A 19,704-nucleotide genomic window follows, 5' to 3' on the forward strand; every position below is an offset into this window, starting at 1 on the left:
GAGAGCATTTTCCGCAGCGCTCGCCAAACCCACTAAACTGCCCGAATCTTCACGGTGACCGACTAATAAGGGACAACCCATGAAACGCATCCTGACCGCGCTGGCCATCCTGCTCGTAGCCCTAATGGTTGGCGCCGGCTGGTACGTGTACAGCAAGCAGCCGACTCGCCAGGGCACGGTGGAGCTGGCCCACCTGCAAGGCTCGGTCACCGTGCGCTACGACGACCGAGGCGTGCCGCATATCCGCGCCGAGAATGAGACCGACCTGTACCGCGCCCTCGGCTACGTGCATGCCCAGGACCGGTTGTTCCAGATGGAGATCATGCGGCGCCTGTCCCGTGGCGAGCTGGCCGAGGTGCTGGGACCCAAGTTGCTGGAAACCGACAAACTGTTCCGCAGCCTGCGCATTCGCGAGCGCGCCTTGAGCTACGTCGAACACATGGACCATGAGTCTGCGTCCTGGAAGGCCCTGCAAGCCTACCTGGACGGGGTCAACCAGTATCAGGACAGCCACGCCAAACCCATGGAGTTCGACGTACTGGGCATCCCCAAGCGTCCGTTTACCGCCGAAGACACCATCAGCGTTGCTGGCTACCTGGCCTACAGCTTTGCCGCCGCCTTTCGTACCGAACCGTTGCTGACCTACGTCCGCGATCAACTGGGCAACGATTACCTGAAGGTCTTCGACCTCGACTGGCAGCCCAAGGGCGCACTGAACCTGGCGGCTGGTGACTGGAAGGATTTGGGCGCCATCGCCCAGTTGAGCGAACAAGCCCTGGCCGAAAACGGCCTGCCGCAGTTCGAAGGCAGCAACGCCTGGGCCATCAGCGGCAGCCGCACCAAGAGCGGCAAACCGTTGCTGGCAGGTGACCCGCATATCCGCTTCTCGGTGCCATCGGTGTGGTACGAGGCGCAGCTGTCAGCGCCGGGTTTCGAGCTTTACGGTTATCACAACGCGCTGGTGCCGGTGGCGTTCTTGGGCCACAACAAGGATTTCGGCTGGAGCCTGACCATGTTCCAGAACGACGACCTCGACCTGATCGCCGAGAAGGTCAACCCGGACAACCCCAACCAGGTCTGGTACCACGGCCAGTGGGTGGACATGACCAGCAGCGAGCAACAGATCGCGGTCAAGGGCCAGGACCCGGTGACCATGACCCTGCGCACCTCGCCCCACGGCCCGATCATCAATGACGTGCTCGGCGAAAACGCCGGCAAGACGCCGATTGCCATGTGGTGGGCGTTCCTCAACACCGAGAACCCGATCCTCGATGGCTTTTATCAGCTCAACCGTGCCGACACGCTGGCCAAGGCCCGTGCGGCGGCGGCCAAGGTCCAGGCGCCTGGCTTGAATATCGTATGGGCCAATGCCAAAGGCGATATCGGCTGGTGGGCAGCGGCGCAACTGCCGATCCGCCCGGCCGGGGTCAACCCGGGCTTTATCCTCGACGGCAGCACCGCCCAGGCGGACAAGCTCGGCTTCTACCCGTTCAGCGCCAACCCCCAGGAAGAAAATCCGGCCCGCGGTTATGTGGTGTCCGCCAATGCCCAGCCGGCGTCACCCACCGGCATGCCGATCCCTGGCTATTACAACCTGGCGGACCGTGGCCAGCAGTTGAATGCCCAGTTGAGCGACAACAGCGTGAAATGGGATGTGGACAACAGCCAGGCCTTGCAGCTTGGCACCACCACCGCCTACGGCCCACGGCTGCTGGCGCCGTTGCTGCCGGTGCTGCGTGAAGTGGTCAAGGACCCGGCACAGTTGAAACTGGTGGAGCAATTGGCAACGTGGAAAGGCGATTACCCGCTGGATTCCACCAGTCCCACGCTGTTCAACCAGTTCCTGTTCAACCTCACCGACGCCGCGTTCCACCCAAAGCTGGGCGATGCGATGTTCAAGACCTTGCTCACCACCCGAGTGGTGGATGCGGCCTTACCGCGCCTGACCGCTTCAGCGGATTCGCCCTGGTGGGACGGCCACCGCGCCGAGACCGTCAAGCTTGCCTGGGACAACAGCCTGCAACACCTCAAGGCGACCTTCGGTGACGACCCGTCGCAGTGGCAATGGGGCAAGGCCCACACCCTGACCCACGGCCATCCGCTGGGCTCGCAGAAGCCGTTGGACAAGATCGTCAACGTCGGCCCGTTTGCCGCTCCTGGCACCCATGAAGTGCCCAACAACCAATCCGCACAGATCGGCCCGGCGCCATGGCCGGTGACGTACGGACCGTCGACCCGGCGCCTGATCGACTTCGCCGATGCGGCGCATGCGCTGACCATCAACCCGGTCGGGCAGAGTGGCGTGCCGTTCGACAAGCACTACTCCGACCAAGCGGAGACGTATATCGAAGGCGGGTATGAGCAAGCGCATTTCAATGATGAGGAAGTGACGGCGAATACCCGCAGTACGCTCAAGCTGTTGCCGGCCCGCACACCGCAATAACTGAAGAAACAGAAGACCCAATGTGGGAGCGGCGGTGCGACGATTCGACTTGCTCGCGAATGCGGAGTGTCAGTCACCAGATGTATTGACTGATCCACCGCTTTCGCGAGCAAGCCCGCTCCCACATTTTGATCTGCGTTGTTGCGGCTACCGGGCTCGCAGCCGCCCCGGCGCTTCACCGTAGGTCTCCTTGAATTTCTTGCTGAACGCCGCCTGGGACTGATACCCCGCCTGGGCAGCAATATCCGTCAGGCTCAGCCGCGACTGCTGCAGCAGGTTGAACGCCAGCTCCATGCGCAACTGCGTCAACAACACCCACGGCGACACGCCCGCCACTTTGACAAACCCACGCATGAACGTCGCCCGGGACATCGACGCGGCGCTGGCCAGGCTGTCGATGGTCCACTCATGCCCGGGGTCCGCCAGCATCGCCTGCCAGGCCTTGCCCAGGCGTTTGTCGGTCAACAAGGCAAAGGTGCCCGCCACCGGCGCTTGCTGCGTCAGCCACGCCCGCAGGATCAAGGTGAACAACGCCGACGACAGTGCATCGATAAAGAACCTGGCCCCCAGCCGTTGCCCGTCCGCCTCGCTGCGCAGCAGTGCGATCAATGCCGCCAACTGCCCATCGGCCTGCCACTGCCGACTCGACACCACCAGATAGTCCGGCAACGCACTGAACAACAACGACTGGCGGTTATAGCGAAAGCTGCCGCAAAGCATGTCCACGTCCGGCTGCTCACCGCCCAGGCGATGGATCGGCAACAGGCCGCCCTCGATCACGGTCTGCGCCAACGGCTTCACCCGCACGCCCTGGCTGCGCACCAGGTGCGTCGCGCCACCGGGCATCAACAGGATATCGCCCTCCTCCAGCGTCACTTGCTGCCCACCGGACAATTCGGCGCGGCAGGTGCCCGCCAGCACAATGTGATACGGCGCCACGCCCAGCGGCTCGGGCTCGTGGTCCATGGCCCAGGCGCCCTGGAACTGGCAACGCAAGTCCAGGCTGCCCCGCAGGTTGGCCAACGCGATCAAGGTGTCGATGGAGTTCATTTGCGAGCATCGGTCAAAAAGATGAGCGGATTGAACAATACCGCCAAACCGGAACAGCCCAGACTGGTTTCACACCCAACCCGTTCAGGAGTTAACGCGATGTTCAATAACTGGTCCGACTTGCTGCCTACCGTGAAGAAAGCCTTTGGCGCACTGGGCAAGAGCAACCCGAAGATGGTCAAAGCCTACATGGCGTTGGGGGAAGCTGCCGAGGAAAACAACGTCCTGGATGCCAAGACCCGTGAGCTGATTTCCATCGCCGTGGCCATCACCACGCGCTGCGACGGTTGCATCGGCGTGCATGCCGACGCGGCGATCAAGGCCGGCGCTACCCGCGAAGAAGTGGCCGCGACCCTGGCCACGGCGATTTCGCTGAATGCCGGTGCGGCGTATATCTACTCGCTGCGTGCCCTGGAAGCCTACGACACGCTCAAACCGGCGCCGCAAAGTTAAGCCGGAATTGTTGCGGCGTCACGCCCAGCCGGCGGTTGAACACACTGCGCATGTGCTGGGCATCGCGAAAGCCGCATTGATACGCCACGGTCTTGAGCGGCGCGTGGGTGCTTTCCAGCATCACCCGCGCCGCATCCACCCGCGCCCGCTCGACGAACTCCGCCGGGGTGATCTGCGCTTCCCGGGCGAACACCCGCGAGAAGTTGCGCGCGCTCATGTTGGCGGCCTTGGCGAGGTCGGCGATGGTCAGGTCGCCTGTCAGGTTGGCCAATACGTAGCGCTGCACCAGCGCCACCGCCGAGGTGGCTTCAGCGTGGGGTGTCAGAAACGGGCTGAACTGCGACTGCCCGCCTGAACGCTGGGTAAATACCACCAGACGCTTGGCCACGCTCAGGGCGACTTCCGGGCCGTGGTCCTGGGCCAGCAGGTACAGCGACAGGTCGATGCCCGCCGTCACCCCGGCGGAGGTGTAGAGGTTGCCGTCCTGCACGTAGAGGCGGTCCGCTTCGACCTGGGACGATGGGCATAAGGCGGCCAAATCAGCGGCGTCGCCCCAGTGGGTAGTAACGGTGCGCCCGTCCAGCAGGCCAGCCCGGGCGAGCATGAAGGCGCCGTTGCAAATGGAGCCGAAACGTTTGGCTCGCGCGCTGGCGTCACGCAGCCATTGATTGAACACCGGGCCGAAATCCTCGAAGGGCAACTGCGGCCCGCCGGCCATCAATAGTAGATCGTAGGGCTCGACGGCTTCGCTGAAATGCCGGTGTGCCTGCAACGACAAGCCGTTGGAACAGGCCATGCTGCCGTGCTCCAGGCCAATCACCTCCAGCTGGTAATGCGCCTCGGGCGGCAGAAAACGGTTGGCCTCGCAGAACACATCCAGGGGGCCGGTCACGTCCAGTGACTGGACGCCGGGGAAGATCAGGATGGCGACGGTTTTGCCCATGGATAAACACACCTTTTTTCAACTGAATAAATACAACCCCTGTGGGAGCGGGCTTGCTCGCGAAAGCGGAGTGTCAGTCATTGGATATGTCGACTGATCCACCGCCTTCGCGAGCAAGTCGAATCGTCGCACCGCCGCTCCCACATTTGATCTTCACAGGTTTCAAGAGACTAGTCCGCTTGGCGCGATATCGCGGCACATTGGCCGGGATCACTCCCTCACCACGGTAGCCCCCTCGCGGGCGCACGACCAGACTGGACTCATCGGCGCCAACCCGGCGCTTTCTTGAGGACAACGACCATGAGCACCACCATCGCCGGCATCAAGATCCCGGACAGCGCCCTGGCCAAGGCCACCACTGAATACATCCGCGACATCGAATCCGACCTGCTCTACCACCACTCCCGCAGGGTGTTCCTGTTCGGCGCCTTGAGCGGTGAGCGCCAGCAATTGGCCTATAACCCGGAGCTGCTGTACGTCGGCGCGATGTTCCACGACCTGGGCCTGGTGGAAGGTCACCGCAGTGACGACGAGCGCTTTGAAGTGGACGGCGCCAATGCAGCGGCAGACTTTCTCAAGCCTTACGGGTTGAGCGATGACGACATCGAGCAGGTGTGGTTGTCGATTGCCCTGCACACCACGCCGGGGGTGCCCAAGCATTTGCGCCCGACTGTGGCGCTGGTGACGGCGGGCGTGGAAATGGACGTGTTGGGGATGGAGTACGCGGCGTTTACCAGCGTGCAGCGCGAAGCGGTGGTGCATGCGCATCCACGGGGTGAAGGGTTCAAGGAGTGCATCATCTGCGCGTTTGCCGATGGCTTGCGCCATCGTCCGCAGACCACGTTCGGCAATGTTAAGACCGATGTGCTGGTGGATCAGGAGCCTGGGTTCAAGCCGATGAACTTTATCGAGGTGATTCGCAAGTCGCCTTGGAACGCCTGACAAGATCGTTCCCACGCTCTGCGTGGGAATGCATCCCTGGACGCTCCGCGTCAGCTCTCAGAGTCGTGACGCGGAGCGTCACAGGAGGCGTTCCCACGCGGAGCGTGGGAACGATCATCCTAGACCGGTGCTGGAGCCCGACGCGAATCCGTCGGCTTCTCCCAGCCATCCGCAGCCGCTTCTTCAATCGCCTGCTGGATCGCTTTCTTGCGGTGCTCTTCAGCACGGCGGCTGAAGAACCACACCAGGAACGTCACGATCGACACCGCCAGCAGAATCAGGCTGGCCACGGCGTTGATCTCGGGTTTAACCCCCAGACGCACTGCCGAGAACACTTCCATCGGCAACGTGGTAGAACCCGGCCCCGACACGAAGCTGGCCAACACCAGGTCATCCAGCGACAGCGCGAACGACATCATGCCGCCCGCCGCCAGCGACGGCGCGATCATCGGGATGGTGATCAGGAAGAACACCTTCCACGGCCGCGCACCCAGGTCCATCGCCGCCTCTTCAATCGACAGGTCCAGCTCACGCAAGCGCGCCGACACCACCACCGCCACATACGCCGAACAGAACGTGGTGTGGGCGATCCAGATGGTCACCAGGCCACGTTCCTGCGGCCAACCGATCATCTGCGCCATGGCCACGAACAGCAGCAACAGCGACAGACCGGTGATCACTTCCGGCATCACCAGCGGTGCCGTCACCAGGCCGCCAAACAGCGTGCGGCCCTTGAACTGGCTGATACGCGTCAGCACGAACGCCGCCAACGTACCCAGCGCCACTGCGGCAATCGCGGTGTAGCAGGCAATTTCCAGGGAGCGGCCGACCGAGCCCATCAACTGGGTGTTGTCCAACAGGCCGACGTACCACTTGATCGACCAACCGCCCCATACCGTCACCAGTTTGGATTCGTTGAACGAGTAGATCACCAGGATCAGCATCGGCAGGTAGATGAACAGCAACCCCGCCACCAGCATGAAGCTTGAGAAACTGACGCGCTTCATATCTTGCCCTCCATCTCTTTGGCTTGGCTGCGGTTGAACAGAATGATCGGCACGATCAGGATCGCCAGCATCACGACCGCCAAGGCAGACGCCACCGGCCAGTCACGGTTGTTGAAGAACTCTTGCCACAACACTTTACCGATCATCAGGGTTTCCGGGCCGCCCAGCAGTTCCGGGATCACGAACTCGCCCACCACCGGGATAAACACCAGCATGCAGCCGGCGATGATGCCGTTCTTGGACAGCGGCACGGTGATTTTCCAGAAGCTGTTGAAGGTGCTCGAACCCAGGTCCGATGCGGCTTCCAGCAGGCTTTGGTCGTGCTTCACCAGGTTGGCGTACAGCGGCAGGATCATGAACGGCAGGTACGAATAGACCACGCCGATGTACACCGCGATGTTGGTGTTGAGGATCTGCAGCGGTTCGTTGATCAGCCCGATGGACATCAGGAAGCCGTTGAGCAAGCCGTTGTTGCTGAGGATGCCCATCCACGCATAGACGCGGATCAGGATCGCAGTCCAGGTCGGCATCATGATCAGCAGCACCAGCACCGTCTGGATTTCCTTGCGCGCGCTGGCAATGGCGTAGGCCATTGGGTAGCCGATCAGCAGGCAGAGGACGGTGCTGAAAAACGCCATCTTCAGCGAGCCCAGGTACGCCGCGATGTACAGCTCGTCATCGCCCAGCATCCCGTAGTTGGCCAGGTTCAGCACCAACTGCAGTTTCTGCTCAACGAAGGTGTAGATCTCGGTGTACGGCGGGATCGCCACGTCGGCTTCGGCAAAGCTGATCTTCAAGACGATGAAGAACGGCAGCATGAAGAACAGGAACAGCCAGAGGAAAGGGATCCCGATGACCACATGCCGGCCACCGGGGGTTATTCGTTGCAGCTGGCGTTTGAACTTCTTCATGTTCATGAGCGAAGTACCACGCCGCTGTCGTCTTCCCACCACACGTACACCTGGTCGCCCCAGGTTGGGCGCTGGCCGCGGCGCTCGGCGTTGGCCACGAAGGACTGCACCAGCTTGCCGCTCGGCAATTCGACGTAGAACACCGAGTGGCCGCCGAGGTAGGCGATGTCGTGCACCTTGCCGCTGGACCAGTTGTGCTCGCAGGTCGGCATTTCGGTGGTCACCAGCAGCTTTTCAGGGCGGATGGCGTAGGTCACCGACTTATCTTCCACCGAGGTGGCGATGCCGTAGCCGACGTAGATGTCGCGGTCCAGGTCCGGGCACTTGAGTACCGCGTGGCCTTCAGCGTCGTCCACCACCTGGGTGTCGAAGATGTTGACGTTGCCGATGAACTCGCACACCAGGCGGCTGGTAGGCGTTTCATAGATGTCGATCGGGCTGCCGATCTGGGCAATCCAGCCCAGGTGCATGATCGCGATGCGCTCGGCCATGGTCATGGCCTCTTCCTGGTCGTGGGTCACCATTACGCAGGTCACGCCTACGCGCTCGATGATTTCAACCAGTTCCAGCTGCATCTGCGAACGCAGCTTCTTGTCCAAGGCGCCCATCGGCTCATCGAGCAACAGCAGTTTCGGACGCTTGGCCAGGGAACGCGCCAGGGCCACCCGCTGGCGTTGACCGCCAGACAGCTGGTGCGGCTTGCGCTTGGCGTACTGGCTCATCTGCACCAGCTTGAGCATCTCGGCCACACGGGCGTCGACCTCGGCCTTGGGGATCTTGTCCTGTTGCAGGCCAAACGCGATGTTCTGGGCCACGGTCATGTGGGGGAACAGGGCGTAGGACTGGAACATCATGTTGATCGGCCGCTCGTACGGCGGCATGTCGGTGATGTCCACACCGTCGAGGTAAATGCGTCCTTCCGTTGGGCGCTCGAAGCCTGCGAGCATGCGCAGCAAGGTGGATTTGCCCGAACCCGATCCGCCGAGCAAGGCGAAGATTTCGCCTTTCTTGATTTCCAGGGACACATCGTCCACCGCAATCGTCTCGTCGAACTTCTTCGTGACCCGGTCGATTTTGACCAGCACCTTTTTCGGTGTCTGGTCGCCCTCGAGGGCTTTCTTATAGGCGCCGGAGGCAACTGCCATTTACGAAACTCCCAGAAAAAAAGAGTGCAGCTCGCCCAATACGGGCCAGCCTTGGATAGTTTGAGCGTTAAGCCTTACTTGCCCGTCTTGACCTTGGTCCAACTACGGGTCATCAAACGTTGCACTTTCGGGGGTAGCTCGAAGTTGACAAAAGTCCGGTCGAGAACCGCCTGCGGTGGGTAAACCGCTTCGTCGGTGCGTATCGATTGCTCCATCAGTTTGTCCGCCCCTGGGTTAGGGTTGGCGTAACCGACGTAATCACTGACCTGAGCGATCACCTCAGGTTTCAGCAAATAGTTGATGAAGGCGAGGGCCTCTTTGACGTTAGTGGCATCCTTGGGGATGGCCAGCACGTCGAACCACAGGTTGCCGCCTTCTTTCGGAATCACGTAGGCGATGTTCACGCCCTTGCCCGCCTCGGTCGCACGGGCCTTGGCCTGGAACACATCACCGGAGAAACCGGCCGCCACGCAGATGTTGCCGTTGGCCAGGTCCGAGATGTACTTGGAAGAATGGAAGTAGGTCACGTAAGGACGCACTTTCAGGAGTTTCTCTTCAGCCTTCTTATAGTCTTCAGGGTTGGTGCTGTTGGGGTTCAAGCCCATGTAGTTGAGCACCGCCGGCAACATTTCGTCCGCCGAGTCCATGAACGACACGCCGCAGCTCGCCAGCTTCTTCATGTTTTCCGGTTCGAACAGCACGGCCCAGGAGTCGATCTTGTCGACGCCCAGCACTTCTTTGACTTTATCTACGTTGTAACCAATACCGTTGGTGCCCCACAGATACGGCACCGCGTACTGGTTGCCCGGATCGTTCTTTTCCAGGCGCTTGAGCAACGCCGGGTCGAGGTTGGCGTAGTTGGTCAGCTGCGACTTGTCGATTTTCTGGAACGCCCCGGCCTTGATCTGCTTGCCAAGGAAGTGGTTCGACGGCACTACCACGTCATACCCGGTACGCCCGGCAAGTAACTTGCCTTCCAGGGTTTCGTTGGAATCAAACACGTCGTAGACCGGCTTGATGCCGGTGGCCTTTTCAAAGTTGGCCAGGGTGTCCGGGCCGATGTAGTCCGACCAGTTATAAATATGCACAGTCGGGGCGGCCTGCACGCTGACAGCCAGCGTGATACCTGCACCCACCAGCAAGGCTTTGCGAAATAAAGAAATTGGCAAGTGGAGGTCCTCTTAAATAGTTGGGCCCGAAGTTGTTGCCCGGCAACAAAACCGGCGCGCAACTTACCCTCGATAAACCGATCCGGCAAAACTTTCTGTCATTTAATGGGTGGGAGCGGGCTATGTGGGAGCGGGCTTGCTCGCGAAAGCGGCGTATCAGTTGATACATACGCTAGCCGACACACCGTCTTCGCGAGCAAGCCCGCTCCCACACCAGCCTGCTCCCACAGGTTTTAAGGCTTACTTGCCCGATTTGATTTTGGTCCAGCTGCGGGTCATTTCCCGCTGAGTAGCAGCCGGCAAGTCAGCAATGGCATACAGCTTGGCTTGCACGTCCGCTGACGGATAAATGCCTGGGTCGCTGGTGATGTCTTTGTCGACCAATGCGGTAGCCTTCTCGTTACCGTTCGGGAAACGCACGCTGTTGGTGATGCTCGCCATGACTTCCGGCTTGAGCAGGTAGTTCATGAACTTGTAGGCGGCGTCGACGTTTTCGGCATCTTTAGGGATGGCGACCATGTCATAGAAGCTGCCGGCACCTTCTTTCGGAATGTCGTAGGCCACCTTGACCTTGCCACCGGCTTCAGCCGCGCGGGACTTGGCCTGTTGCACGTCACCCGAATAACCCACGGCTACGCAGATGTTGCCGTTGGCCAGGTCGGAGATGTACTTGGACGAGTGGAAGTAACCGATCGAAGGACGCAGCTTGAGGAACAGCGCCTCGGCTTGCTTGAGGTCTTCTTTCTTCTGGGTGTCGGTCGGCAGGCCCAGGTAATGCAGTGCCACCGGCAGCATTTCGGTTGGCGAATCGAGGAAGCTCACACCGCAGCCTTTGAGCTTGGCGAGGTTTTCCGGCTTGAGGATGGTGTCCCACGAGTCGATCTTGTCGATGCCCAGTGCGGCCTTGACCTTCTCCGGGTTATAGCCGATGCCGATGGAGCCCCACATGTACGGGAAAGCGTGCTTGTTGTCCGGGTCGCTGACGGACACGGCTTTAAGCAGGGATTTGTTCAGGTTGTCGTAGTTCGACAGCTTGGACTTGTCCAGCTCCTGGTAAACACCGGCCTTGATCTGCTTGGCGAGGAAGTTGTTCGACGGCACGACGATGTCGTAGCCGGACTTGCCTGCCAGCAACTTGGCTTCCAGGGTTTCGTTGGAGTCGAACACGTCATAGACCACCTTGATCCCGGACTCTTTTTCAAAGTTCGCGATGGTGTCCGGTGCGATGTAGTCGGACCAGTTATAAACGTGCAGCACTTTATCGTCGGCGTGCGCCGCGCCTGCCATGGCCCCCATCAGGGACAAGGCCAGGAGGGTCTTGCCAGCGTTCTTCAAACCTAATGCCTTCATTCGGTCATGCTCCAATTTTTTCTTTTTTGGGCCACGTTCGTTCTTTAAGTCCAACGTGTTTCGCAGCCCGTCTAAGGGGCAACAAAACAGGGCGACAGTCTGGCAAGTTCAGGGGCCGGCTTTCAACCAATGCCCCGCTTTTCTAACATCCCAGAAGCAGCGCCCGACAGGCGCTGCGTTCTGAGCCTAGCATTTAGCCCTGCAATGCCGCCAAAGTCAGGTCCAGGCAGTGCCGCGCCTTGGTCACCAACTCGTCTATCTCGGTCTTGCTGATCACCAGCGGTGGCGAAATGATCATGGTGTCGTCCACGGCGCGCATGATCAGGCCATTCTCGAAGCAGAACGTGCGGCAGATCATGCCAACACCACGGCCTTCATAACGCTTGCGCGTTGCCTTGTCCTGAACCAGCTCGATGGCACCGAGCATGCCCACACCGCGAACTTCACCCACCAACGGGTGATCCGCCAGTTCCCTCAAACGCTTTTGCAAATAGGGTGCCGTTTCGTCGTGCACGCGCTTAACAATTTGTTCATCGCGCATGATGCGGATGTTTTCCAGGGCTACTGCTGCCGCCACCGGGTGACCGGAATAGGTGAAGCCGTGGTTGAAATCACCGCCTTCGTTCAGCACTGCGACCACTTCGTCGCGCACGATCAGGCCACCCATCGGGATGTAGCCGGAGGTCAGGCCCTTGGCGATGGTCATCATGTCGGGCTTGAGGTCGTAGAAATCGCTACCGAACCACTCACCGGTACGGCCAAAGCCGCAGATCACTTCATCGGCGACGAACAGGATGTCGTACTTGGCAAGGATTTCCTTGATGCGCGGCCAGTAGCTGGCAGGCGGTACGATCACGCCACCGGCACCCTGGATCGGCTCTGCAATAAAGGCGCCGACGTTGTCCACGCCCAGCTCCAGAATCTTCTCTTCCAACTGGTTGGCCGCCCACACGCCGAATTCTTCCGGGCTCATGTCGCCGCCTTCGCCGAACCAGTATGGCTGGGCGATGTGGACGATGCCCGGGATCGGCAAGTCGCCCTGTTCATGCATATACGTCATGCCGCCCAGGCTGGCGCCGGCCACGGTGGAGCCGTGGTAGCCATTCTTGCGGCTGATGATGGTCTTCTTGTTCGGCTGGCCTTTGATCGCCCAGTAGTGGCGGACCATACGCAGCATGGTGTCGTTGCCTTCGGAGCCGGAACCGGTGAAGAACACGTGGTTCATGCCTTGCGGGGCGATATCGGAGATGGCTTTGGCCAGTTCCAGCACCGGCGGGTGGGCAGTCTGGAAGAACAGGTTGTAGTAAGGCAGCTCTTTCATCTGCTTGGCGGCCGCATCAGCCAGTTCATCGCGACCGTAACCGATCGCCACGCACCACAGGCCGGCCATGCCGTCGAGAATCTTGTTGCCTTCGCTGTCCCACAGGTAAACGCCGTGGGCTTTGGTGATGATCCGTGGGCCTTTCTCTTTCAATTGCTTGAAGTCGCTGAACGGCGCCAGGTGGTGATCGCTGCTCAAGGCTTGCCATTCACGGGTTTGCGGGTTGTTGCTGGACATACCAATCTCCTAAGTGTTTCAGGTGAGGGCGCGCCGTTTGAAGGGCGCGCCCGGCGCATCAGACGGCAAAGAGCAGGAATTCCCGCTCCCACGAACTGATCACGCGCTTGAAGTTTTCATGCTCGGCCCGCTTGACCGCGACGTAGCCTGTGATGAATTTTTGACCCAGGTATTTCTCGATGGTCTTGCTGTTTTCCATGCGTTCCAGAGCGTCTTCGATGGTCAGCGGCAGGCGCAGGTTGCGACGCTCGTAACCACGGCCCACCACCGGCGCGCTTGGGCTGATGCCTTCGACCATGCCGATGTAGCCACACAGCAAGCTGGCAGCAATCGCCAGGTACGGGTTGGCGTCGGCACCCGGCAGGCGGTTTTCCACCCGACGGTTTTGTGGGCCGGCGTCCGGTACCCGCAGGCCTACGGTGCGGTTTTCTTCGCCCCACTCCACGTTGACCGGCGCCGAGGTGTCGGGCAGGAAGCGGCGGAACGAGTTGACGTTAGGCGCGAACAGCGGCAACAGCTCAGGGATGAATTTCTGCAGGCCACCGATGTGGTGCAGGAACAGCTCGCTCTTGGTCCCGTCTTCATTGGAGAACACGTTCTTGCCGGTGGCGATGTCGATGATGCTCTGGTGCAGGTGCATCGCGCTGCCGGGCTCGCCGGTCATGGGCTTGGCCATAAAGGTGGCCGCCACGTTGTGCTTGAGCGCCGCTTCACGCATGGTCCGCTTGAACACCAGGATCTGGTCGGCCAGGGACAGGGCGTCGCCGTGACGGAAGTTGATTTCCATCTGCGCCGTGCCGTCTTCGTGGATCAGCGTGTCGAGGTCCAGCTCCTGCAGCTCGCACCAGTCGTAGACGTCTTCGAACAACGGGTCGAATTCGTTGGCCGCTTCTATAGAGAAGGACTGGCGGCCGGTTTCCGGGCGACCGGAACGGCCAATCGGCGGTTGCAGCGGGAAGTCCGGGTCTTCGCAGCGCTTGGTCAGGTAGAACTCCATCTCCGGCGCCACGATGGGCTGCCAGCCTTTATCGGCGTAGAGCTTGAGGACTTTCTTGAGCACGTTGCGCGGCGACAGCTCGATCGGGTTGCCTTGCTTGTCGTAGGTGTCGTGGATCACCTGGGCCGTAGGCTCTATGGCCCAGGGCACGAGGTACACCGCGTTCTCGTCCGGGCGGCAGATCATGTCGATGTCGGCCGGGTCGAGCAATTCGTAATAGATGTCGTCTTCGACATAGTCGCCGGTCACGGTCTGCAACAGAACGCTTTCGGGCAGGCGCATGCCTTTTTCGGCGATGAACTTGTTGGTCGGCGAGATCTTGCCCCGGGTGATGCCGGTGAGGTCGCCAATCATGCATTCGACTTCTGTGATCTTGTGGTCTTTCAACCAATCGGTGAGCTGGTCGAGGTTGTTACTCATAAATGCCTCTGGGCTGTGTTTCCTGACATCCATTAAAGGTCAGGCGTAAGTTGACGCAGCATCCGCGTCGCGTTGCATCACCCGCTTTCGACAGGCATTGCCAAATGCCTGGAAGATTGCGAGGTAGTGCGGGTTAGAGCTTACCTGCCATTCGGGGTGCCATTGCACTCCTAAAGCAAAAGCCTTGCCCGCGGGAACCGAAAAGCCTTCGATCAGGCCGTCCGGCGCAGTGGCCTCCACCTGAAAACCCGGCGCCAGGCGATCGATGCCCTGTGAATGAATCGAGTTGACCTGGATCGTCGACGGCAAGCCCAGGCTTGCCAATACCCCATTCGGGGAGATGGCCACTGCGTGCGCCGGGCCGTATTGGATGTCCAGCGGCTGGGTGTCGTCTTCGCGGTGATCCATCATGCCCGGCACTTCGTGAACCTTCTGGTGCAGGCTGCCGCCAAACGCCACGTTCATTTCCTGGAAGCCACGGCAAATCCCCAGCACCGGAACGCCTGCCGCAATCGCGGCACGCAGCAGCGGTAGCGTGGTTTGGTCCCGTGCAGAATCATGAGCAGTCCCGGGCGCGCTGGCCGGACCGTCGTAGTGAAAGGGTTCGATATTGGAAGGTGAACCGGTAAAAAGAATGCCGTCCAGACCGTCAAGAATATTGGCCGGGTCGAGCACATCCGCCAGGGACGGAATAATCAACGGCAAGCCCTTGGCAGCGGTGGCCACTGCACGGACGTATTTGTCGCCACTGATGTGATAAGCATGCAGACCGACCTGTTTGGAGCAGGCGGTGACGCCGATTAACGGCAGGCGAGACATGAAGCACCCCGGTATTATTGCTGTTATGGGTTTGAATCGAGCTTAGCCTTGTTCATTTTTTTACACAACACCCCCGTAAAAAATACAACACGGCCCGCTCAAACGTGCTGGTTCCAAGAGCACCAATCCCAAAAAATCGCCCCAAAAAGCCCCAAAAAAGCCCTCAAGGCGCTTTTTTAGGGCAAAAAAGGCCTCGCTTGACTTCGGCATGCCGTTCGGGTTGACTGAAACCCGAAGAGATCAATGATTGATATTTTTAACAACAAAGGTGTTGCATCATGTCGGTACCCCCGCGTGCCGTTCAGCTTAACGAAGCGAACGCGTTCCTTAAGGATCATCCTGAGGTTCTGTACGTAGACCTTCTAATTGCGGATATGAATGGTGTGGTGCGCGGCAAGCGCATCGAACGCACCAGCCTCCACAAGGTTTACGAGAAGGGCATTAACCTGCCTGCCTCTCTATTTGCCCTGGATATCAATGGCTCAACGGTGGAAAGCACCGGCCTGGGTCTGGACATCGGTGATGCTGACCGAATCTGTTATCCAATCCCCGACACCCTGTGCAATGAACCCTGGCAAAAGCGCCCAACCGCGCAACTGCTGATGACCATGCACGAACTCGAAGGTGAACCTTTCTTCGCCGATCCTCGCGAAGTACTCCGCCAAGTTGTAAGCAAATTTGACGACCTCGGTCTGACCATCTGCGCCGCATTCGAGCTGGAGTTCTACCTGATTGACCAGGAGAACGTGAATGGCCGGCCACAACCGCCCCGCTCGCCGATCTCCGGCAAACGCCCGCACTCGACACAGGTCTACCTGATCGACGACCTCGACGAATACGTCGACTGCCTCCAGGACATTCTGGAAGGTGCAAAAGAGCAAGGCATCCCTGCCGACGCCATCGTCAAGGAAAGTGCCCCGGCGCAGTTCGAAGTGAACCTGCACCACGTTGCCGACCCTATAAAGGCCTGCGACTACGCGGTACTGCTCAAGCGCTTGATCAAGAACATCGCCTACGACCATGAGATGGACACCACCTTCATGGCCAAGCCTTACCCGGGCCAGGCAGGCAACGGCTTACACGTACACATTTCGATCCTGGACAAGGACGGCAAGAACATCTTTGCCAGCGAGGATCCCGAGCAGAACGCCGCATTGCGTCACGCGATCGGCGGTGTGCTGGAGACCCTACCCGCCCAAATGGCGTTCCTGTGCCCTAACGTCAACTCCTACCGTCGTTTCGGCGCACAGTTCTACGTGCCGAACTCGCCGTGCTGGGGCCTGGATAACCGCACCGTGGCGATTCGCGTACCGACCGGCTCGTCCGACGCCGTACGTATCGAACACCGTGTGGCCGGTGCCGACGCCAACCCTTACCTGCTGATGGCTTCGGTCCTGGCGGGCGTGCATCACGGCCTGACCAACAAGATCGAGCCTGGCGCACCGGTGGAAGGCAACAGCTACGAGCAGAACGAACAGAGCCTGCCGAACAACCTGCGCGATGCCCTGCGCGAGTTGGACGACAGCGAGGTGATGGCCAAGTACATCGATCCTAAATACATCGATATCTTCGTCGCCTGTAAGGAAAGTGAGCTGGAAGAGTTCGAACACTCCATCTCCGACCTTGAGTACAACTGGTACCTGCATACCGTGTAAGCGGTTGCCGGGTTAAAAAGAACGCCGCAGGCTCTTGGCTTGCGGCGTTTTTTTATGCCTGCCTGTAGGAGCGAGCTTGCTCGCGAAAAACCTGAGGGCGCCGCGTTGATTCAGGATGCCCGCGTCATCGTTTACGACCATCGCGAGCAAGCTCGCTCCTACATGGTATGGATCATAGGCTGTCTCTCGTACAATGCCCGCTGCCCTGTAGGAGACTTCAATGAATCGCCCTGCCACCCCTCGCAAACCCCGCGCCCGCAGCCAGGCCCGGATCGACGCGATCCTCGACGCCGCCCGCACCTTGCTGGCCGCCGAAGGCGTGGCCAGCCTGTCGATCTACAGCGTGGCCGAGCGGGCACAGATTCCGCCGTCATCGGTGTACCACTTCTTCGCCAGCGTGCCTGCCTTGCTGGAGGCGCTGACCGCTGACATCCATGCAGCCTTTCGCGCGGCCATTCAGGCGCCGATCGACCACGACTCACTCAAGCATTGGCGCGACCTTTCCTGCGTGGTGGAGCAGCGCATGCTCACCATCTACAGCAACGACGCCGCCGCCCGGCAATTGATCCTGGCCCAGCATGGGTTGACTGAAGTGACACAGGCCGACCGCCAGCACGATCTGGAGTTGGGAAACCTGATGTATGAGGTGTTCAACCGGCACTTCGAGGTGCCGAGCCTGCCCGACGATGTCGACGTGTTTGCCCTGGCCCTGGAACTGAGCGACCGCGTTTACGCGCGCTCGGTGCATCAGCACGGGCAAATCACCCCGCGCATGGCCGAGGAAGGCATGCGGGTGTTTGATGCGTATGTGGGGCTTTATCTGCCGGCGTTCTTGCCCAAGCGCACACCCACATGATCATTCCCACGCTCTGCGTGGGAATGGCTCATGGGACGCTCCGCGTCCCGCCAGCCAGCACAAGACTTGAGCCCTGCGCATGGGTGACGCGGAGCGTCACGGGATGCATTCCCACGCAGAGCGTGGGAACGATCATCACATCACAGCTTGGCGATCGACACCTCGGTGGACTTCACGAAGGCAATCACTTCACTGCCAATCACCAGTTCCAGCTCTTTCACCGAGCGCGTGGTGATCACGGAAGTGACGATGCCGGACGCGGTCTGCACGTCGATTTCCGACAGCACGTCGCCTTCGACGATTTCCTTGATGGTGCCTTTGAACTGGTTACGCACGTTGATGGCTTTAATAGTCATGGTCGTTCTTCCTGTGTAAGACAAGTGAGTTATTGAGCCCAACGCAATTGCGTAGGCAGCGGTGAAACAGGTTCGGGTTCCGGCGGGGTGCCGGGCAGCGACAACACACGGTTAAGCACTTCGGTTTCCAGCGCCGCCAGGCGGTGGGAGCCACGCACCCGCGGGCGTGGGAGTTCCACGTGCAGGTCGAGGCCGATTTCGCCGTCTTCGATCAGGATCACCCGGTCGGCAATGGCCACGGCTTCGCTGACGTCGTGGGTCACCAGCAACACGGTGAAGCCGTGCTTCTGCCAGAGGTTCTCGATCAGTTGCTGCATCTCGATCCGGGTCAGGGCATCCAGGGCCCCCAGCGGTTCGTCCAGCAGCAACAGGCGTGGCTGGTGGATCAAGGCGCGGGCCAGGGCCACGCGTTGCTTCTGGCCACCAGACAACGCCGCCGGCCACTCATTGGCGCGCTCGGCCAGGCCGACCGCTTCCAGCGCTTCCAGTGCCCGCGGGCGCCAGTTGCCCTTGAGGCCAAGGCCCACGTTGTCGATGATCTTTTTCCACGGCAGCAGGCGCGCTTCCTGGAACATCAACCGCGTGTCTTCAATCGCCTCGCTCAGCGGCGCGGAACCGGCGAGCAGTTCGCCGCCGCTGGCTTTGTCCAGGCCGGCCAGCAGGCGCAGCAAGGTACTTTTGCCGCAGCCGCTACGGCCTACGACCGCCACGAATTGACCGGCAGGAATATGCAGGTCGATTTCCTTGAGCACTTCCCGCGCGCCGAAAGCCTTGCGCAACTTGCGCACTGCCAGGGGAATGCCCCGCAGCAAGCGTGGAGGTTGTTGAGCGGTCATGCCGCACCTCCTTTATTCACTTGATAAGCCGGGTGCCAGCGCAGCCAGACACGTTCCAGGCCACGCGCCGCCAGGTCTGCCAGCTTGCCGAGCACGGCGTACAGCACGATCGCCAGTACCACCACATCGGTCTGCAGGAATTCCCGGGCGTTCATTGCCAGGTAGCCGATGCCGGAACTGGCGGAGATGGTTTCCGCGACGATCAACGTCAGCCACATAAAGCCCAGCGCAAAGCGCACGCCCACCAGAATCGAAGGCAAGGCGCCCGGCAAAATCACTTGGCGAAACAGGCTGAAACCGGACAGGCCATAACTGCGGGCCATTTCCACCAGCGCCGGGTCGACGTTGCGGATGCCGTGGTAAGTGTTGAGGTAGATCGGGAACAGCGTGCCGAGGGCGACCAGGAATATCTTCGCGGTCTCGTCGATGCCGAACCACAGGATCACCAGCGGGATCAGCGCCAGGTGCGGCACGTTGCGGATCATCTGCACCGAGCTGTCCAGCAGGCGTTCACCCCAGGTCGACAGGCCGGTGATAAAGCCCAGGGCCAGGCCGATGCTGCCGCCGATCACAAAGCCCAGGCCCGCACGCCAGCCGCTGATGGCCAGGTGGGTCCAGATTTCGCCGCTGCGCACCAGGCTGATGCCCGCTTCGATCACCGCGCTGGGTGCCGGCAGAATCCGCGTCGACAACCAGCCGGCCGACACGGACAACTGCCATACCGCCAGCAACAGGATCGGCAGCGCCCAGGGCGCCAATCGATGACTTAACTTTTCAAGGTTCATGGCGGCGCC

Annotated in this window: 18 protein-coding genes and 1 pseudogene; 5 read left to right on the top strand and 14 right to left on the bottom strand. The window is 60.5% G+C overall.

The genetic code is table 11. The features are described 5' to 3' along the window. The first annotated feature begins 79 nt into the window (after positions 1-79). A complete protein-coding gene (locus NVB75_RS18455) occupies positions 80-2,443 on the top strand; it encodes a penicillin acylase family protein (RefSeq protein ID WP_258342707.1) in 2,364 nt (787 codons plus the stop codon). Positions 2,444-2,590: 147 nt separating this feature from the next. Here NVB75_RS18455 and NVB75_RS18460 read toward each other — a convergent pair whose 3' ends face one another. Beyond that, positions 2,591-3,493, bottom strand: a complete 903-nt coding sequence (locus NVB75_RS18460; protein ID WP_258342708.1) for an AraC family transcriptional regulator — start codon at positions 3,491-3,493, stop codon at positions 2,591-2,593. A gap of 99 nt (positions 3,494-3,592) precedes the next feature. On the opposite strand from NVB75_RS18460, the gene NVB75_RS18465 reads away from it, so the two are divergent. After that, positions 3,593-3,946 (top strand): carboxymuconolactone decarboxylase family protein, encoded by a 354-nt coding sequence (locus tag NVB75_RS18465; RefSeq protein WP_016973032.1) that lies wholly within the window; start codon positions 3,593-3,595, stop codon positions 3,944-3,946. Here the strand turns inward: NVB75_RS18465 and NVB75_RS18470 are convergent. Then, complete coding sequence (locus NVB75_RS18470) at positions 3,924-4,889, bottom strand: GlxA family transcriptional regulator (RefSeq protein ID WP_258342709.1); 966 nt, start codon at positions 4,887-4,889, stop codon at positions 3,924-3,926. The genes NVB75_RS18465 and NVB75_RS18470 overlap by 23 nt on opposite strands. A 300-nt stretch (positions 4,890-5,189) precedes the next feature. Here NVB75_RS18470 and NVB75_RS18475 point away from each other — a divergent pair, with 300 nt between their 5' ends. Then, positions 5,190-5,831, top strand: coding sequence for an HD domain-containing protein (locus NVB75_RS18475; protein WP_258342710.1), 642 nt, complete (start codon positions 5,190-5,192; stop codon positions 5,829-5,831). Between the two features lie 119 nt (positions 5,832-5,950). Here the strand turns inward: NVB75_RS18475 and NVB75_RS18480 are convergent, their stop codons facing one another. The 8 genes from NVB75_RS18480 to NVB75_RS18515 form a co-directional block, all read right to left on the bottom strand. Further along, the gene (locus NVB75_RS18480) at positions 5,951-6,838 is read right to left on the bottom strand and encodes an ABC transporter permease subunit (protein ID WP_258342711.1); all 888 of its coding nucleotides are present in this window, start codon (positions 6,836-6,838) and stop codon (positions 5,951-5,953) included. After that, entirely contained in the window at positions 6,835-7,755 is a 921-nt protein-coding gene (locus NVB75_RS18485) for an ABC transporter permease subunit (protein ID WP_258342713.1), read from the bottom strand. The genes NVB75_RS18480 and NVB75_RS18485 overlap by 4 nt, the downstream gene beginning before the upstream one ends. Beyond that, on the bottom strand, positions 7,752-8,894 hold the full coding sequence (locus NVB75_RS18490) for an ABC transporter ATP-binding protein (protein WP_003195240.1): 1,143 nt from the start codon (positions 8,892-8,894) through the stop codon (positions 7,752-7,754). The genes NVB75_RS18485 and NVB75_RS18490 overlap by 4 nt, the downstream gene beginning before the upstream one ends. Before the next feature lie 74 nt (positions 8,895-8,968). Beyond that, positions 8,969-10,063, bottom strand: a complete 1,095-nt coding sequence (locus NVB75_RS18495) for a polyamine ABC transporter substrate-binding protein (protein ID WP_258342715.1) — start codon at positions 10,061-10,063, stop codon at positions 8,969-8,971. Between the two features lie 240 nt (positions 10,064-10,303). Then, the gene (locus tag NVB75_RS18500; protein WP_275712421.1) at positions 10,304-11,398 is read right to left on the bottom strand and encodes a polyamine ABC transporter substrate-binding protein; all 1,095 of its coding nucleotides are present in this window, start codon (positions 11,396-11,398) and stop codon (positions 10,304-10,306) included. 208 nt (positions 11,399-11,606) lie between these two features. After that, complete coding sequence (locus NVB75_RS18505) at positions 11,607-12,971, bottom strand: aspartate aminotransferase family protein (RefSeq protein WP_258342718.1); 1,365 nt, start codon at positions 12,969-12,971, stop codon at positions 11,607-11,609. Positions 12,972-13,029: 58 nt separating this feature from the next. After that, a complete protein-coding gene (locus tag NVB75_RS18510; protein WP_201125642.1) occupies positions 13,030-14,388 on the bottom strand; it encodes a glutamine synthetase family protein in 1,359 nt (452 codons plus the stop codon). A gap of 39 nt (positions 14,389-14,427) precedes the next feature. Further along, entirely contained in the window at positions 14,428-15,207 is a 780-nt protein-coding gene (locus NVB75_RS18515) for a gamma-glutamyl-gamma-aminobutyrate hydrolase family protein (RefSeq protein WP_093203916.1), read from the bottom strand. A 278-nt stretch (positions 15,208-15,485) separates the two neighbouring features. Here NVB75_RS18515 and NVB75_RS18520 point away from each other — a divergent pair, with 278 nt between their 5' ends. Further along, positions 15,486-16,862, top strand: a complete 1,377-nt coding sequence (locus NVB75_RS18520) for a glutamine synthetase family protein (RefSeq protein ID WP_003213894.1) — start codon at positions 15,486-15,488, stop codon at positions 16,860-16,862. Positions 16,863-16,925: 63 nt separating this feature from the next. On the opposite strand, the pseudogene NVB75_RS18525 reads toward NVB75_RS18520, so the two are convergent. Then, positions 16,926-17,003 (bottom strand): annotated as a pseudogene (locus NVB75_RS18525) (outer membrane lipoprotein carrier protein LolA); the annotation flags it as partial. A 79-nt stretch (positions 17,004-17,082) separates the two neighbouring features. On the opposite strand from NVB75_RS18525, the gene NVB75_RS18530 reads away from it, so the two are divergent. Next, positions 17,083-17,718 (top strand): TetR/AcrR family transcriptional regulator, encoded by a 636-nt coding sequence (locus NVB75_RS18530; RefSeq protein WP_258342722.1) that lies wholly within the window; start codon positions 17,083-17,085, stop codon positions 17,716-17,718. Between the two features lie 140 nt (positions 17,719-17,858). Here NVB75_RS18530 and NVB75_RS18535 read toward each other — a convergent pair whose 3' ends face one another. From NVB75_RS18535 to ssuC, 3 genes are read right to left on the bottom strand one after another with little or no spacing between them, the layout of a single operon-like run. Beyond that, positions 17,859-18,074 (bottom strand): molybdopterin-binding protein, encoded by a 216-nt coding sequence (locus NVB75_RS18535; protein WP_003213899.1) that lies wholly within the window; start codon positions 18,072-18,074, stop codon positions 17,859-17,861. 29 nt (positions 18,075-18,103) lie between these two features. Next, positions 18,104-18,910 (bottom strand): aliphatic sulfonates ABC transporter ATP-binding protein, encoded by an 807-nt coding sequence (gene ssuB, locus NVB75_RS18540; protein ID WP_258342723.1) that lies wholly within the window; start codon positions 18,908-18,910, stop codon positions 18,104-18,106. After that, a complete protein-coding gene (ssuC, locus tag NVB75_RS18545) occupies positions 18,907-19,695 on the bottom strand; it encodes an aliphatic sulfonate ABC transporter permease SsuC (RefSeq protein ID WP_010167854.1) in 789 nt (262 codons plus the stop codon). Before ssuC ends, ssuB begins: the two co-directional genes overlap by 4 nt. Positions 19,696-19,704: the final 9 nt, after the last annotated feature.

This window comes from Pseudomonas sp. CBS, assembly GCF_024734645.1.
Taxonomy (GTDB): domain Bacteria; phylum Pseudomonadota; class Gammaproteobacteria; order Pseudomonadales; family Pseudomonadaceae; genus Aquipseudomonas.

Coding starts and splice junctions, on each gene's coding strand:
- NVB75_RS18485 (WP_258342713.1), bottom strand. CDS start 7,755: ATGAACATGAAGAAGTTCAAACGCCAGCTGCAACGAATAACCCCCGGT.
- NVB75_RS18530 (WP_258342722.1), top strand. CDS start 17,083: ATGAATCGCCCTGCCACCCCTCGCAAACCCCGCGCCCGCAGCCAGGCC.
- NVB75_RS18520 (WP_003213894.1), top strand. CDS start 15,486: ATGTCGGTACCCCCGCGTGCCGTTCAGCTTAACGAAGCGAACGCGTTC.
- NVB75_RS18505 (WP_258342718.1), bottom strand. CDS start 12,971: ATGTCCAGCAACAACCCGCAAACCCGTGAATGGCAAGCCTTGAGCAGC.
- NVB75_RS18460 (WP_258342708.1), bottom strand. CDS start 3,493: ATGAACTCCATCGACACCTTGATCGCGTTGGCCAACCTGCGGGGCAGC.
- NVB75_RS18480 (WP_258342711.1), bottom strand. CDS start 6,838: ATGAAGCGCGTCAGTTTCTCAAGCTTCATGCTGGTGGCGGGGTTGCTG.
- NVB75_RS18455 (WP_258342707.1), top strand. CDS start 80: ATGAAACGCATCCTGACCGCGCTGGCCATCCTGCTCGTAGCCCTAATG.
- NVB75_RS18515 (WP_093203916.1), bottom strand. CDS start 15,207: ATGTCTCGCCTGCCGTTAATCGGCGTCACCGCCTGCTCCAAACAGGTC.
- ssuB (WP_258342723.1), bottom strand. CDS start 18,910: ATGACCGCTCAACAACCTCCACGCTTGCTGCGGGGCATTCCCCTGGCA.
- NVB75_RS18475 (WP_258342710.1), top strand. CDS start 5,190: ATGAGCACCACCATCGCCGGCATCAAGATCCCGGACAGCGCCCTGGCC.
- NVB75_RS18535 (WP_003213899.1), bottom strand. CDS start 18,074: ATGACTATTAAAGCCATCAACGTGCGTAACCAGTTCAAAGGCACCATC.
- NVB75_RS18470 (WP_258342709.1), bottom strand. CDS start 4,889: ATGGGCAAAACCGTCGCCATCCTGATCTTCCCCGGCGTCCAGTCACTG.
- ssuC (WP_010167854.1), bottom strand. CDS start 19,695: ATGAACCTTGAAAAGTTAAGTCATCGATTGGCGCCCTGGGCGCTGCCG.
- NVB75_RS18465 (WP_016973032.1), top strand. CDS start 3,593: ATGTTCAATAACTGGTCCGACTTGCTGCCTACCGTGAAGAAAGCCTTT.
- NVB75_RS18490 (WP_003195240.1), bottom strand. CDS start 8,894: ATGGCAGTTGCCTCCGGCGCCTATAAGAAAGCCCTCGAGGGCGACCAG.
- NVB75_RS18510 (WP_201125642.1), bottom strand. CDS start 14,388: ATGAGTAACAACCTCGACCAGCTCACCGATTGGTTGAAAGACCACAAG.